This window comes from Xanthomonas campestris pv. phormiicola, assembly GCA_025666215.1.
GTDB classification, from domain to species: Bacteria; Pseudomonadota; Gammaproteobacteria; order Xanthomonadales; family Xanthomonadaceae; genus Xanthomonas_A; species Xanthomonas_A campestris_A.
The window spans coordinates 4,137,925-4,151,704 of the sequence record CP102593.1; the positions used below are offsets into that span (position 1 = coordinate 4,137,925).

Here is a 13,780-nt window from a genome sequence, read left to right on the forward strand (position 1 = left end):
CGCAAGAGCCGCAGGCCTGCTTTTTCGAATCTCCAATCCCGAATCCCCAATCCCGGCCCCAAACCTACATCGCCCGCGTGACCTGGCCGCCCAGGCCCAGTGCCGTGAGCACTTCCTGCGCCTTCTCCAGCAGTTCGTCGGCCACGCAGACCTGCACCACGCCGAACGGCAGTTCACCGGCGCCGCCGAGCAGCGCCTCGCCGAACACGAACGCGGTGATGCCGGCATCCTCCAGCGCGTGCTTGGCCAGGTGCGCGTCGATCAGGTGCTGGGCACGATAGGCGATCTGCATGGCCCGCCCTCAGCCGCGCACGGCGACTTCGGCGGCCGCGCCGGCGCGCCATTCGCGCATCGCCGGCAAGGCCTCCAGCGCCGCCATGTACTGCGCGGCCTGCGCCGGCACCTCCACCCCGTAGCCGGCGAAACGCAGCGCCACCGGCGCGAACATCGCATCGACGATGCCGAAGTCGCCGCACAGGAACGCCCCGCCGCCGCCCTGGGTCTCGCGCAGCGTCGCCCACAGCTGCACGATGCGCGCGATATCGGCCCGCGCCTCGGCGTCCCAGCGCTCGCCGTCGGGCTGGCGGCAGGCCTGCATCGGCAGCTGCCGGCGCAGCGCCAGGAACCCGGAATGCATCTCGCAGGCCGCCGCCCGCGCCTGCGCGCGCACCTCCAGCGCCACCGGCCAGCCGCGGCCGCCCAGCCAGCGCTCGTTGGCGTACTCGCAGATCGCCAGCGAATCCCAGATCTGCAACTCGCCGTCCCACAGCGCCGGCACCCGCCCGGTCGGCGAATAGGCGCCGATGCGCGCGGCGAACTCCGGCGTATCCAGCGGCAGCGGCACCTCCTCGAACGGTACGTCGAAGTGGCGCAGCAGCAGCCACGGCCGCAGCGACCACGAAGACAGGTTCTTGTCGCCGATGACCAGACGGGGAAGCGGCATGACGCGATCTCGGACGTGGACAGACCCGCAGCGTACGCGGCGGGGCGGCCAGCGGCCAGCTCGGCTAAACTTGCGCTTTACTTTCTGCTGAAGCGCGCATGTCCGAGACCCCCGCCACCGACGCCACCGCCCCGGCCGAGAAGAAAGACTTCATCCGCCAGATCGTCCGCGAGGACCTGGCCAGCGGCAAGCACGCGGCCGTGCGCACCCGCTTCCCGCCCGAACCCAACGGCTACCTGCACATCGGCCACGCCAAGGCGATCTGCCTGGATTTCGGCATCGCCGCCGAGTTCGCCGGACGCTGCAACCTGCGCTTCGACGACACCAACCCGGCCAAGGAAGACCCCGAGTTCGTCGCCGCGATCCAGGACGACGTGCGCTGGCTGGGCTTCGACTGGGCCGAACTGCGCCACGCCTCGGACTACTTCGAGGTGTATTACCTGGCCGCGGAGAAGCTCATCGCCGACGGCCACGCCTTCGTCTGCGACCTGACCGCCGAGCAGGTGCGCGACTACCGCGGCACGCTCACCGAACCGGGCCGCAATTCGCCCTACCGCGAGCGCAGCGTCGAGGAGAACCTGGACCTGTTCCGGCGCATGCGCGCCGGCGAGTTCCCCGACGGCGCGCGCACCCTGCGCGCAAAGATCGACATGGCCAGCGGCAACATCAACCTGCGCGATCCGGCCTTGTACCGGATCAAGCACGTCGAGCACCAGAACACCGGCAACGTCTGGCCGATCTACCCGATGTACGACTTCGCGCATTCGCTGGGCGATGCGGTGGAAGGCATCACCCACTCGCTGTGCACGCTGGAATTCGAAGACCACCGCCCGCTGTACGACTGGTGCGTGGACAAGGTCGACCTGGCCGGCCATCCGGAGCTGCTGCAGCCGCTGCTGGACAAGGGCCTGCCGCGCGAGGCGGCCAAGCCGCGGCAGATCGAGTTCTCGCGCCTGAACATCAACTACACGGTGATGAGCAAGCGCAAGCTGACCCAGCTGGTGGCCGAGCAGCTGGTCGACGGCTGGGACGACCCGCGCATGTACACCCTGCAGGGCCTGCGCCGCCGCGGCTACACCCCGGCGGCGCTGCGCCTGCTGGTGGACCGGGTCGGCATCAGCAAGCAGAACTCGGTGATCGATTTCTCGGTACTGGAAGGCTGCCTGCGCGAGGACCTGGATGCCGCCGCGCCGCGGCGCATGGCGGTGATCGAGCCGCTCAAGCTGGTGCTGGGCAATCTGCCGGAAGGCCACAGCGAGACGCTGCGCTTCTCCAACCATCCCAAGGACGAATCCTTCGGCACGCGCGAGGTGCCATTCTCGCGCGAACTGTGGATCGAGCGCGAGGATTTCGCCGAAGTCCCGCCCAAGGGCTGGAAGCGGCTGGTGCCGGGCGGCGAAGTGCGCCTGCGCGGCGCCGGCATCGCCCGCGTCGACGAGGTGGTCAAGAACGCCGCCGGCGAGATCGTCGAGCTGCGCGGCTGGCTGGATCCGGAGTCGCGCCCCGGCATGGAAGGCGCCAACCGCAAGGTCAAGGGCACCATCCACTGGGTCAGCGCGGCGCATGCGCTGGAGGCGGAGATCCGCCTGTACGACCGCCTGTTCTCGGTGGAGAAGCCCGACGACGAGTCCGACGGCAAGACCTACCGCGACCATCTGAACCCGGCGTCCAAGCGCAGCGTGCGCGGCTACGTCGAGCCGGCCGCCGCACAGGCCGCGCCGGAGCAGGCGTTCCAGTTCGAGCGCAGCGGCTATTTCGTCGCCGACCGCTACGACCACAGCGCGGCCACGCCGGTGTTCAACCGCAGCGTGACCCTGCGCGACACCTGGAGCAGCGGCCAGGGCGCAGCCTGACGCAACCGCGCCTCGCCGCGCCGACCGTTTCGCGGGGTCGGCCGGCGCGCGGCGCGCAACCGCCGCATCGCTGACGCGGTTTCCGGCATGCGGCGCCCGACCGCATGCAGTGCCGCGACGGCCGCCTCGCACCGTCGCTGCCAGCGCCGCGCTTTCCAATGGCATCGCCAGCGCGTTAGCGTAGCGCCCATGTCGCCCGCCCCCACCCTGAGCCTGCGCAGCTACGGCCGCGATGGCCATGCCCACCAGCACGCGCATGTGCAGATCGTGCTGCCGCTGCGTGGCGAACTGGAGATGGAGGTCGGCGGACGCGGCAGCCGCCTGGATGCGTTCCGTGGCGCCGTCGTCGCGCCGCACACGCGGCATGCGCAGTCGGCAGAAGGCGACAACCGCTTCCTGGTGCTGGACTGCGCGACGGCGACCTTCGACGACGACGCACTGGAGCGCCTGCAGCGCGTTCCCTTCATCGACCTGCCGCCGCAGTTGCAGCGTCTGCTGGCCACGCTCGACCCCGTCCAGGCCAGCGCCAGCGCCGAAGCCTGCGCAGCGCTGGCGCTGCGCCAGTTGTGCGCACAGCGCCGCGCCTGGACACGGCTGCAGGCGCTGTGCCGGCGCATCGAGGACGCCCCGGGCCAGCCATGGCCGGTGGAACGCATGGCGCAGGCCGCGCACCTGAGCGTGAGCCGCCTGCATGCGCTGTTCCGCGAAGCGCTCGGGCGCACGCCGCAGGCATGGCTGTCGGCGCGGCGACTGGACTGGGTGCGCCGGCAACTGGCGTACGGCGAGCGCCCGATCGCGCAACTGGCGCTGGACAGCGGCTACGCCGACCAGAGCGCGCTGACCCGCGCCCTGCGGCGTACGACCGGGCACACGCCCGCCGCCTATCGCCGCCGCCATCGGGCGACGGCCGCAACGCCGGACCAGTAGCCTGGGACAAGCCGGGGCGGCACGCGCAGGCCATGCTGGCGCCATTCGGAACGAAGCGACAGGACACGGCATGCGCAGGCGTTTATGGGCGGGAGTGGGCAGCGGCGTGGCGGCCGGCGCGTTGTGGGGACTGGTGTTCCTGGCGCCGCAGTTGCTCGCCGGGTTCTCGCCGCTGCAGCTGGCGGTGTCGCGCTACCTGGCCTACGGCGCGGTCGCCGCGCTGCTGCTGGCGCCGCGCTGGCGCACCGCCACCGGCGCGCTCGGGGCGCCGGAATGGTGGGCGCTGCTGCGGCTGAGCCTGCTCGGCAACATCGTCTACTACGTGTTGCTGGGCAGCGCGGTGCAATGGGCCGGCGGCGCGACCACCGCGCTGATCATCGGTCTGCTGCCGGCGGTGGTCACGGTGCTCGGTTCGCGCGCGGCCGGCGCGATGCAGTTGCGCCGGCTGGCCGCGCCGTGCGCGCTGTGCGTGCTCGGCGTGGCGCTGGTCGCAGCGCAGACGCTGGACGCCGCGCATCCCGCACAGACCAGCGTGGGCACGCGCGCGGCCGGGCTGGCGTGCGCGGTCGGCGCGCTGGCGTGCTGGGCGGCGTATTCGGTCAAGAACGCCGGCTGGCTCGCGCGCCGGCCCGAGATCTCCGGGCGCGACTGGTCGATGCTGACCGGCGTGGTCACCGGCGCATTGGCGCTGACCCTGGCGATCCCCGCGTTCGCGTTCGGCCACGGCCATGCGGCGGCGGACTGGGCGCGGTTCTGGGGCGTGGCGATCGTGCTGGGCGTGTTCGCCTCGGTGATCGGCAATGCCTGCTGGAACCACGCCAGCCGGCTGCTGCCGCTGACCCTGGTCGGGCAGATGATCGTGTTCGAAACCGTGTTCGCGCTGCTCTATGGTTTCCTGTGGGAGGCGCGCTGGCCCACGCCGCTGGAAACCCTGGCGATCGCCTGCCTGCTGGTCGGCGTGCTGTGGTGCGCTTGGTTGCATGCGCCACCGGAGGCGGAGGCCAGCCGCACCCCGGGTTAAGCCACGGCACCTAGACTAGGACCGCCATTCACCCGTCCCAGGAACCTTTGCCCATGTCTGCTGCCTTCCCTACCTCCTGTGCCGGCCTCGCGCTGCTCGCCCTCCTGGCCGGTTGCGACATGGCGCCGTCTTCCGCTCCGTCCCAACCCGCCGCTGCGGCGCCTGCGCCTGCGCCGGCAACGGCAGCGGCAGCGGCGCAAGGCAAGTGCGACAGCGTGCCGGACCACGCCTACGACCTTCCGGCCGCACGTTTCGACGAAACCGCACAACAGCTGGCGCATGGCACCGGCTGCGGCATCGTCTACGACGACCAGTCGCTGTCGCCGCTGCAGGTCAATGCGGTGAAGGGCCGGATCAGCATCCGCCAGGCGATCCACCAGGCCATCGACGGCACCGCGCTCCAGGTCAGGCAGGAAACCGCCGATACGATCGCCGTCGGCCGCCGCTGAGTTGCCGGCGCCGCGGCCATGCGCGTTAGGATGGCAGCGGTCTCTCGCACGGAAGGTCGCCATGTTCAGTCGTTTCGCGCTGTTGCTGTGCTGTCTGTGCCTGTTCGCCGGCACCCTCTTGTTCAGCGGATGCGCACGCAGCGAAGGCGCCAGGCCCGCCGCGCCCGGTTTGCCGGTGAAGGTGGACAGCAGTTGCCGCAGCGACGCCGACTGCGCGGTCAAGGACGTCGGCAACTGCTGCGGCGCGATGCCGGCCTGCGTCAACCGCGACAGTCCCACCGATCCGCAGGGCGTGATGGCGCAATGCCAGGCCAGCGGCCGCATGAGCGTGTGCGGCTCGCGCGCGATCAGCGGCTGCCAGTGCGTGGCCGGGCAATGCAGCGCCAAGGGCGCGCAAGCCGATACACTGCGCGACCCCCAGCCTGCCGAACCCGTCCGCTGATGCTCTACGCGCAAGTCCACCTCACCCTGCCCGCCTGGATCCACGAGGCGGTCGATCCGCAGGCCGTCTATCCCGGCGATGCCGACAAGGTGGCGCTGGCGGTGGAACTGTCGCGGCTGAACGTGGACGCCGGCAGCGGCGGTCCGTTCGGCGCGGCGGTGTTCGGCCCGGACCACCGCATCATCTCGGTCGGCGTGAACCGGGTGGTGCCGCAGACTACGTCGCTGGCGCACGCCGAGAACATGGCCTACATGCTCGCGCAGCAGCGCCTGCAGACGCCGCGGCTGAACGCGGTGCTGGCGCCGGTGACCCTGGCGACCTCGGCGCAGCCGTGCTGCCAATGCTATGGCGCGACCATCTGGGCCGGCATCGACCGGCTGCTGATCGGCGCCAGCGCCGAGGACGTGATGGCGCTGACCCCGTTCGACGAAGGCCCGCTGCCGGCGGACTGGATCGGCGAACTGGAGCGCCGCGGCATCGAGGTGGTGCGCGGCCTGCATCGCGACGCCGCCTGCGCGGTGCTGCGCCGCTACGGCGAGCTCGACAGCCCCCGCTACTGACCGCCGCCCGGCGAAGGCTTCGTCCATGTCCTCCCTGAACGGCCTGCTGTGCTACTGCCGGCAAGGCTTCGAGCCCGAACTGGCGGCCGAACTGAACGACCGCGCCGCGCGCGCCGACCTGCCGGCCTATGCGCGCACCGAGCGCAACAGCGGCTATGCGCTGCTGCTCTGCGAAACGGCCCTGCCGCCGCGCACGCTGCCATGGCGCGGGCTGATCTTCGCGCGGCAGAAACTGCGCCTGCTGGCCGAACTGCGCGAGCTGGATCCGGCCGACCGGATCGCGCCGATGCTGCAGGCGCTGGCCGGGCAAAGCCGCTTCGGCGACCTGTGGGTGGAGCACCCGGATTCGGACGAAGGCAAGCAGCTGTCCGGGCTGGCGCGCAGTTTCGGCAATGCGCTGCGCCCGGCGCTGCGCAAGGCCGGCCTGCTCAGCGACAAGCCGCAGCCGAAGCTGCCGCGCCTGCACGTGTGCTTCCTCGCCGGCACCCACGCCTTGCTGGCCGTCGCCGACAGCGACGACAGCGCGCCGTGGCCGCTGGGCATTCCGCGCCTGAAGCTGCTGTCGGAAGCGCCGTCGCGCTCGGCACTGAAGCTGGAAGAAGCGCTGCTGGCGCTGCTGGCGCCGGAAGAGCGCGAGGCGCTGCTCAAGCCCGGCATGCGCGCCGCCGACCTCGGCGCCGCGCCCGGCGGCTGGACCTGGGTACTGACCCGCCAGCACCTGCACGTGACCAGCGTCGACAACGGCCCGCTGCGCCAGCACGTGCTCGACAGCGGCCTGGTCGACCACCTGCGCGCCGACGGCTTCCACTGGAAGCCGCCGCAGGCGCTGGACTGGATGGTCTGCGACATGGTCGAGCAGCCGCGCCGCGTCGCCGAACTCATGGGCACCTGGTTCCGCGAAGGCTGGTGCCGGCACGCGATCTTCAACCTCAAGCTGCCGATGAAGAAGCGCTGGGACGAGACCCAGCTGTGCCTGGACCTGTTCGCCGAACGCGCCGAGCGGCCGCTGCAGATCCGCGCCAAGCAGCTGTACCACGACCGCGAAGAGATCACCGTGCTGGCGATGCCGGCCTGAGGCGCTGCGCCGGTCGTCGCGATACGGCTTCGATGCCAGGCGCACCGAGGTCCTAAGAGCATTCCAACTCGGATGCTTGCAGCTAGCGCGGTGTTGTGGGAGCGACTTCAGGGCACCTCTAATACCCTCGATTCTAAAAATTTCGCACTATGCGCATCAATGACTTGCGAGCGTTTTAGTCGAGTTTTTGGGGTTATTAGAGGTGCCCTGAAGTCGCTCCCACATAAGGAGAAACCCGCGCTGGCCTTCACCATCCCTTGGCCCGCAACCACCCGCACCCGCTACAGCACGATCCGCTTGCCGCCCTCGCGCGCCGAACGGTGGATCGCGTCGATCACGCGCATGTCGCGCAGGCCTTCCTCGCCCGGCGCGCGCAGCGGCGTACCGTCGAGGATCGCCAGCGCGTCCTCGTCCATCTGCAGCGCCTGCTGGTGGCGCACCGTCGCGTCGAACACACGCCCGTCGCTGGCGCGGCCGCGGATGCCGTCGTAGCTCTGGAACGGCGCCAGTTCGTACCAGCCGCGCTCGCACTCGGCGCGCAGCCGGTTCATGCTGCGGCCGAAGCTGGTGGCGCAGTCGGCGAGCACTTCGTGCGGGAATTCCAGCTTGAACTGCATGTGTTCGTCGACCTCGTCGAACAGCGCCGGCCGGTCGGTGGAGCGGGTGGCGCTGACCGCCAGCGGCTCGGCGCCGACCGTGTAGCGCGCCGCATTGAGCGGATACACGCCCATGTCGTACATCGCGCCGCCGCCGAACTGCGCGCGCAGCCGCCATGGCCGCTGCGCCGGATCGGTGTCGCGGTAGCCGTTGTAGCCGGCCTCGGCGCGCACCGTGCGCATCGCGCCGAACGGGCGCTCGCCGGCCAGCGCGATGATCCGCCGCGTGTTCGGCTCGTGTTGCATGCGGTAGCCGATGCTCAGCCGCACCTTGTTGCGCGCGCAGGCGGCGATCATCGACTGCGCCTCGTTGGCATGCATCGCCATCGGCTTCTCGCACCACACGTGCTTGCCGGCGGCCGCCGCGCGCAGGCTCAGCGGCGCATGCAGATGGGTCGGCGTGACCACGTAGACCACATCGATGTCGGGGTTGTCGGCGATGCGCTCCAGGTCGTCGTAGCTGTAGACGTTGCGATCGGGAATGCGGTAGCGCGCCTGCCACTGCGGAATCTTGTGCGGCGAGCCGGTGACGATGCCGGCCAGCCGGCAATGCCTGGTCAGCGCCAGGCCCGGCGCCAGGCGCGTGCTGGCGTAATCGCCCAATCCGACCAGCGCCACCCCCAGCGGCTTCTTCGGCTTGCCGCGCGGGGCCGCCAACAACGGCGATCCCAATAGGCCTGCGCCCGCCGCGGACAGGCCGGCGAGCAGCACACGGCGACGATTCGGCGAGGACAGCGACATGCGGATCTCCCTGATGGCCGGATACAACGTGCCGGAAACCTTAACGTATCCACCGCCCGGCGATGTGAGCGCTCTCCCGTCGCCGCCGGCACGTCTGGCACACTGCCCGGCCCTGCATTCGCACCGGATCGATCCATGTCCCCTCGTCTGTCCCTGCGTGCCGCTGCCGCTGCGGCTTTGCTGCTGGCTGGCGCATCCGCTGCGGCGCCCGCAGCGGACGCCGCGCTGTTCCGCGCCCGCGACCTGATCGGCGATGGCGTGTTCACCCACGGCATCGAAGGCCCGGCCAGCGGCCCGGACGGCGCGCTGTACGTGGTCAACTTCGGCCACGAGGGCAGCATCGGCCGGGTCAGCTTCGCCGCCGACGGCCGCGCGACGGCCGCGCTGTTCGTGGACCTGCCCGCAGGCAGCATCGGCAACGGCATCCGTTTCGACCATGCCGGGCGCATGTACGTGGCCGACTACGGCCAGCACCGCATCCTGCGCATCGCGCCGCACAGCAAGCGCATCGAGGTCTATGCCACGCTGCCCGGCGCGTTCCAGCCCAACGACATCGCCATCGCCGCGGACGGCACCCTGTACGCCAGCGACCCGGACTGGAAAGGCGAGGGCGGCCAGCTGTGGCGCATCGACCGCGACCGCAGCGCGCACCTGGTCGAAACCGGCATGGGCACCACCAACGGCATCGAGGTCAGCCCCGACGGCAAGCGCCTGTACGTCAACGAGAGCGTGCAGCGCAAGCTGTGGGTCTACGACCGCGCCGGCGACGGCACGCTGTCCAACAAGCGCCTGCTGCTGGCGTTCCCCGATTTCGGCCTGGACGGCATGCGCTGCGACGCCGACGGCAATCTGTACCTGGCCCGCTACGACGCCGGCAAGGTGCTGGTGCTCGATCCGGCCGGCCGGATCCTGCACGAGATCGCGACCAAGGGCCGCAAGCCCACCAACGTGGCCTTCGGCGGCAAGGACGGGCGCGACGTGTACGTGACCCTGCAGGACCGCGGCGCGATCGAGACCTTCCGCAGCGATCGCTCCGGACGCGAATACGGGCCTTAGTCCATACAATGGCGCTGGGATGCGCATCGCATCGCCGTCTCAGTCCGCGCAATCGGCGTCGGGCATCCTGCCTGCACTGACTGGAGAGCCGCGCACATGCAGCCGATCGAACTGAAAGACCCGGCCGGCTTCGCCGACGAATTCCTGCGCCTGACCCTGTTGCAGGGGTTCCAGTCGCTGACCAAGCGCGACCTGGAGTTGCTGATCTTCGTGTTGATGGAACGCGACGGCGCGATCTCGCGCAGCGACTCCAACAACGCGGTGGCGCTGCGCCTGCGGGTGACCCCGGCCAAGGTGAAGGGCCTGCGCCGCGACGGCTATGCGCGTTGGCGCGCGCTGGTGCCCGAAGACGGCGACGCGGCGCTGGAGCGCATCGTGGCCACCGTGCTCACCGAAGACAACCTGCGCGCCGGGGCCAAGCACGTCAGCGAACGCAGCAAGAAGGAAGGCTTCCTGGCGATCCGCATCGAGCATCCGGACGACCAGCAGCGCTTCGAGCAGGCCATCGTCGACGTCGGCGCGCTGCCGGTGTACGAGCGCAACCGCGACGTGGTCGCGGTGCGCTTCGACACCCTGCTCAAGATCGCCGAGCGCTGGGGCTACCTGCAGCCGGAGCCGGAGAAGGTGGTGCGCGAGCTGGAGAAGCTCACTCCCACCGCCGAGGAAGTGGCCGATCTGTTGAAGAAGGACGTGGCCAAGCTACGCTGGGAAGATGTGCGCCGCGCGCTCAACAGCCTCGGCGCCAAGGCCATCGCCAGCACCGCCGAGGGCGCACTGAAGGGACTGCTGAAACTGGCGTTCCCGTTCATCCCCGGCTGACGCTGCAACGCCGTTCCATCATGTCGAACCACCGGAGTCCGTTGTGTCCATGTACCGCCTTTCCTCCCTCGCCGCCTGCGTGCTTGCGGCCGCCATCGGCCCGGCCGCCGCGCAGAACCTCAACCCGACCTCGAGCGTCGTCACCGAGCCGTTGCGCGACGTGCCGAGCATCGTGCAGGCGCAGCCGCTGAGCAGCGGCGAGGTGACCCACCAGGTGCGGCTGGAGGTCCCGCACGGCCAGGCGCCGGTCACCGTGCGCACGGTCCAGCCCGACACCGTCGCCGGCAACTACCGCATCGACTTCGACGCGCTGGACAGCGACCACGACGGCTACATCAGCCGCAGCGAAGCGCAGGCCAGCCCGGCGCTGGCCGACGAATTCGACTCGCTGGACCCGCAACGCCGCGGGCGCCTGAGCCGCGAGCAGCTGGCCGGCTGGCTCAAGTAATTCGTCGCGCAGGGTCGGGTACCGCGTGCAGACCAGCCGCGTGTGAGCCGCGGACCGCAGCCGCGGCGAACGCGACCGACGCCACGGCCGGGGCTGAAGCCCCTCCTACAGTGCACCCATCCAACCAATCGCAAGTCCCTGTAGGAGCGGTTTCAACCGCGACGAACGAAGACATCCAGCTCCCCGGCTTCGGAAACAGTCGGGACTGAAGTCCCTCCCACAGTGCACCCAGCCGGTTCACCGCAAGTCTCTGTTGGACTTCAGTCGCGACGAGCGGACGCCTCGCGCTACCGGGGCCGATGCCCGCTGTGCCCGCACCGCTCCCGCAGGAGCGACCAACGCCTCTCGCCCCACCCCGGATCGCTACACCCCCGACGCGCGCTTCCAGAACCCGTGCATCAGCAGCGGCAGCTTGCCGGCCAGGCCCAGCAACGGGCCGCGCAGCAGGGTCAGGTGCATCTCGTCGTTGGAGAACAGCCGGTTGATCGCATCGAAGCCGTAGGCGGCCACGGTGTTGTCGCTGCGGCGGCCGCGCGCCCAGCGCGCCAGCCGGTGCGGCGCCGACCAGTCGACCCGCCGCGCCTGCGCCTGCCGCACCTGCGCGGCCAGCGCGGCGACGTCGCGCAGGCCGAGGTTGACGCCCTGCCCGGCCAGCGGATGCACCACGTGCGCGGCGTCGCCCAGCACCAGCAGGCGGCCGCGGTGGTAGTCCTCCACCAGTTGCCGGCACAGCGGGAAACCGAGCCGCGGCGACAGCGCGCGCACCGCGCCCAGCCGCGCGCCGAAGGCCTGGGTCAGCTCGGCGCCGAACGCGGCGTCGTCCAGCGCCAGCACTCGCGCCGCCTCGGCCTCGGGCAGCGTCCACACGATCGAACTGCGGCCGTCGGCGAACGGCAGGAACGCCAGCGGGCCGCCGGGCAGGAAGCGCTGCCAGGCGGTGTCCTGGTGCGGCCGTTCGGTGTGCACGAAGGCGACCACGCCGCGCTGGCCGTAGTCGTGCGCCGGCGCGTCCAGTCCGGCCAGGCCGCGCAGCGTGGAATCGGCGCCGTCGGCTGCGATCGCCAGGCGCGCGTCGAGCCGGCTGCCGTCGTCCAGGCGCAGGCGCACCCTCTCGTCCGACGCCTCCAGCGCCTCGACCCGCGCCGGACAGTGCAGTTGCACCCCAGCCGCCGGCAGCGCCGCCCACAGTTGCTCGACCAGCAACGCATGCTCGACGATCCAGCCCAACTGGTCGCGGCCCAGCGCATCGGCATCGAAGTCCAGCTCGCCGCCGCCGCCGGCATCCCACACGCGCATGCGTCGGTAGGCCTGCGCGCGCCGCGCCAGCACCTGCGGCCACACGCCCAGCGCCTGCAGCAGCGCGGCATTGTCCGGTGCGAACGCGTACACGCGCAGGTCCGGCTCGGCCGGCGACCAGCGCGGCGGCTCGCGGCCCTCGACCAGGGCCACCGCCAGGCCTTCGGCGGCCAGCGCCAATGCGCAGGCGGCGCCGACCACGCCGCCGCCGACCACCACCACGTCCAGCACCCCGCGCCGGCTCATGCCGTCGCCTCCCGGCACAGCTGCGGCACTTCGCCGCGGAAGCCCATCGCGCCGCCGACCAGGAACGACTGCAGCGGCGTGGCCTGCGCCGCCGCCAGCAGGCCCAGGCTGCGCAGCGGGCGCAGCAGCGGCGCCGGGTTGGCGGTCAGCCGCGCCAGCCCGCCGGAGAAGGTCACGGTGCGCTGCCGGTCCTGTTCGCGGCGCTGCGCGTAGTGCTGCAGCAGCGCCGGCGCGCCCGCATCGGCGCGGTCGCGCTCGATCAGTTCGGCCAGGGTCAGCGCGTCGCGCAGGCCCAGGTTGAAGCCCTGCGCACCCAGCGGGTGCAGGGTCTGCGCGGCGTTGCCGAGCAGCACCGCGCGCGCATCGGTCAGGCGCCCGGCCAGCACCTGCACGATCGGGTAGGCGCTGCGCTCGCCGCTGCCCAGCAGGCGGCCGACGCGCCAGCCCAGCGCCTCCTGCAGGCGCTGCAGCCAGGCGGCCTCGTCGAGCGCGGCCACCGCGTCGGCCTGCTCGGCGGCGACCGCGTGGATCGCGCCGTAGTGGCGGTCGCCGCGCGGCAACAGCGCGGTCGGGCCGTCGTCGCGGAACCGCTCGTAGGCGGTGCCATCGGGCTGGCGGCTGCCGCGCACCCGCGCCACGAACAGGGTCTGGCCGAAATCGTGGCGGGCCGCGTCGATGCCCAGCGCGCCGCGCACCGCACTGGCGCTGCCGTCGGCGCCGACCAGCAGGCGCGCCTGCAGCACCTGGGTGGCGCCGTCCTGGGCGATGCGCACGGAGCGCACCCCTGCCTCCTCGCCCGGCTCCAGCGCCAGGAACTGCGCCGGCCGGTAGCGGCTGACATGGGTCGCCTCGGCCAACCGCGCCTCCAGCGCCTCGCCGAAGTCGCGCGCCACCACCACCTGCCCGAACGCCTCGCGCCCATAGTCGGCCGCGTCCAGCCGCACCCGGCCGAAATCGCCTTCGCGGCTGACGTGGATGCGCCGGATCGGGCCGGTCGGCGTGCGCAGCCGCTGCATCACCCCGAGCGCGCCCAGCGCGTTGACCGTGGCCGCGGCGAAGCTGAGATTGCGCTGGTCGAACACCGGCGGCAGCGCGCCCGGCGGCGCGGCCTCGATCAGGCCCACGTCCACGCCCAGGCGGTCCAGCGCGATGGCCAGGCTGGCGCCGACCAGGCCGCCGCCGACGATCACTACGTCATGTGCTTTGCTCATCCGGCCATGATACGACCGCCGCCGTCAGACCACGAAC

General features: G+C 71.4%; 15 protein-coding genes. 10 read left to right on the plus strand and 5 right to left on the minus strand.

Annotated elements, in window-relative coordinates; genetic code table 11:
- Positions 1 to 64: 64 nt before the first annotated feature.
- Together NRY95_17420 and NRY95_17425 are read right to left on the minus strand one after the other, a co-directional pair.
- On the minus strand, positions 65 to 292 hold the full coding sequence (locus NRY95_17420) for a DUF2007 domain-containing protein (protein ID UYC15471.1): 228 nt from the start codon (positions 290 to 292) through the stop codon (positions 65 to 67).
- A 9-nt stretch (positions 293 to 301) separates the two neighbouring features.
- Positions 302 to 943, minus strand: a complete 642-nt coding sequence (locus NRY95_17425; GenBank protein ID UYC15472.1) for a glutathione S-transferase family protein — start codon at positions 941 to 943, stop codon at positions 302 to 304.
- A gap of 98 nt (positions 944 to 1,041) precedes the next feature.
- On the opposite strand from NRY95_17425, the gene NRY95_17430 reads away from it, so the two are divergent.
- The 7 genes from NRY95_17430 (at position 1,042) to rlmM (ending at position 7,270) form a co-directional block, all read left to right on the plus strand.
- Positions 1,042 to 2,796 (plus strand): glutamine--tRNA ligase/YqeY domain fusion protein, encoded by a 1,755-nt coding sequence (locus NRY95_17430; GenBank protein ID UYC15473.1) that lies wholly within the window; start codon positions 1,042 to 1,044, stop codon positions 2,794 to 2,796.
- Positions 2,797 to 2,985: 189 nt separating this feature from the next.
- The gene (locus tag NRY95_17435) at positions 2,986 to 3,723 is read left to right on the plus strand and encodes an AraC family transcriptional regulator (GenBank protein UYC15474.1); all 738 of its coding nucleotides are present in this window, start codon (positions 2,986 to 2,988) and stop codon (positions 3,721 to 3,723) included.
- Positions 3,724 to 3,793: 70 nt separating this feature from the next.
- The gene (locus tag NRY95_17440; GenBank protein UYC15475.1) at positions 3,794 to 4,744 is read left to right on the plus strand and encodes a DMT family transporter; all 951 of its coding nucleotides are present in this window, start codon (positions 3,794 to 3,796) and stop codon (positions 4,742 to 4,744) included.
- Positions 4,745 to 4,797: 53 nt separating this feature from the next.
- On the plus strand, positions 4,798 to 5,193 hold the full coding sequence (locus NRY95_17445; GenBank protein ID UYC15476.1) for an STN domain-containing protein: 396 nt from the start codon (positions 4,798 to 4,800) through the stop codon (positions 5,191 to 5,193).
- Between the two features lie 61 nt (positions 5,194 to 5,254).
- Entirely contained in the window at positions 5,255 to 5,635 is a 381-nt protein-coding gene (locus tag NRY95_17450) for a hypothetical protein (GenBank protein ID UYC15477.1), read from the plus strand.
- The gene (locus tag NRY95_17455; protein UYC15478.1) at positions 5,635 to 6,195 is read left to right on the plus strand and encodes a nucleoside deaminase; all 561 of its coding nucleotides are present in this window, start codon (positions 5,635 to 5,637) and stop codon (positions 6,193 to 6,195) included. The genes NRY95_17450 and NRY95_17455 overlap by 1 nt, the downstream gene beginning before the upstream one ends.
- Before the next feature lie 34 nt (positions 6,196 to 6,229).
- Positions 6,230 to 7,270: a 23S rRNA (cytidine(2498)-2'-O)-methyltransferase RlmM gene (gene rlmM / locus NRY95_17460; GenBank protein UYC18616.1), complete on the plus strand. Its 1,041-nt coding sequence runs from the start codon at positions 6,230 to 6,232 to the stop codon at positions 7,268 to 7,270.
- A gap of 281 nt (positions 7,271 to 7,551) precedes the next feature.
- On the opposite strand, the gene NRY95_17465 is transcribed toward rlmM, so the two are convergent.
- The gene (locus tag NRY95_17465) at positions 7,552 to 8,667 is read right to left on the minus strand and encodes a Gfo/Idh/MocA family oxidoreductase (protein UYC15479.1); all 1,116 of its coding nucleotides are present in this window, start codon (positions 8,665 to 8,667) and stop codon (positions 7,552 to 7,554) included.
- 135 nt (positions 8,668 to 8,802) lie between these two features.
- On the opposite strand from NRY95_17465, the gene NRY95_17470 reads away from it, so the two are divergent.
- The 3 genes from NRY95_17470 (at position 8,803) to NRY95_17480 (ending at position 10,990) form a co-directional block, all read left to right on the plus strand.
- Positions 8,803 to 9,723 carry an SMP-30/gluconolactonase/LRE family protein gene (locus tag NRY95_17470; protein UYC15480.1) on the plus strand — a complete coding sequence of 307 codons (921 nt, stop codon included), beginning with the start codon at positions 8,803 to 8,805 and terminating at the stop codon, positions 9,721 to 9,723.
- Between the two features lie 96 nt (positions 9,724 to 9,819).
- The gene (locus tag NRY95_17475; protein ID UYC15481.1) at positions 9,820 to 10,542 is read left to right on the plus strand and encodes a hypothetical protein; all 723 of its coding nucleotides are present in this window, start codon (positions 9,820 to 9,822) and stop codon (positions 10,540 to 10,542) included.
- A 49-nt stretch (positions 10,543 to 10,591) separates the two neighbouring features.
- Positions 10,592 to 10,990, plus strand: coding sequence for an EF-hand domain-containing protein (locus NRY95_17480; protein ID UYC15482.1), 399 nt, complete (start codon positions 10,592 to 10,594; stop codon positions 10,988 to 10,990).
- Positions 10,991 to 11,353: 363 nt separating this feature from the next.
- On the opposite strand, the gene NRY95_17485 is transcribed toward NRY95_17480, so the two are convergent.
- Both NRY95_17485 and ubiH read right to left on the minus strand, forming a co-directional pair.
- Positions 11,354 to 12,532: a UbiH/UbiF family hydroxylase gene (locus tag NRY95_17485; GenBank protein ID UYC15483.1), complete on the minus strand. Its 1,179-nt coding sequence runs from the start codon at positions 12,530 to 12,532 to the stop codon at positions 11,354 to 11,356.
- Positions 12,529 to 13,743, minus strand: coding sequence for a 2-octaprenyl-6-methoxyphenyl hydroxylase (gene ubiH / locus NRY95_17490; protein UYC15484.1), 1,215 nt, complete (start codon positions 13,741 to 13,743; stop codon positions 12,529 to 12,531). Before ubiH ends, NRY95_17485 begins: the two co-directional genes overlap by 4 nt.
- Positions 13,744 to 13,780 lie beyond the last annotated feature (37 nt).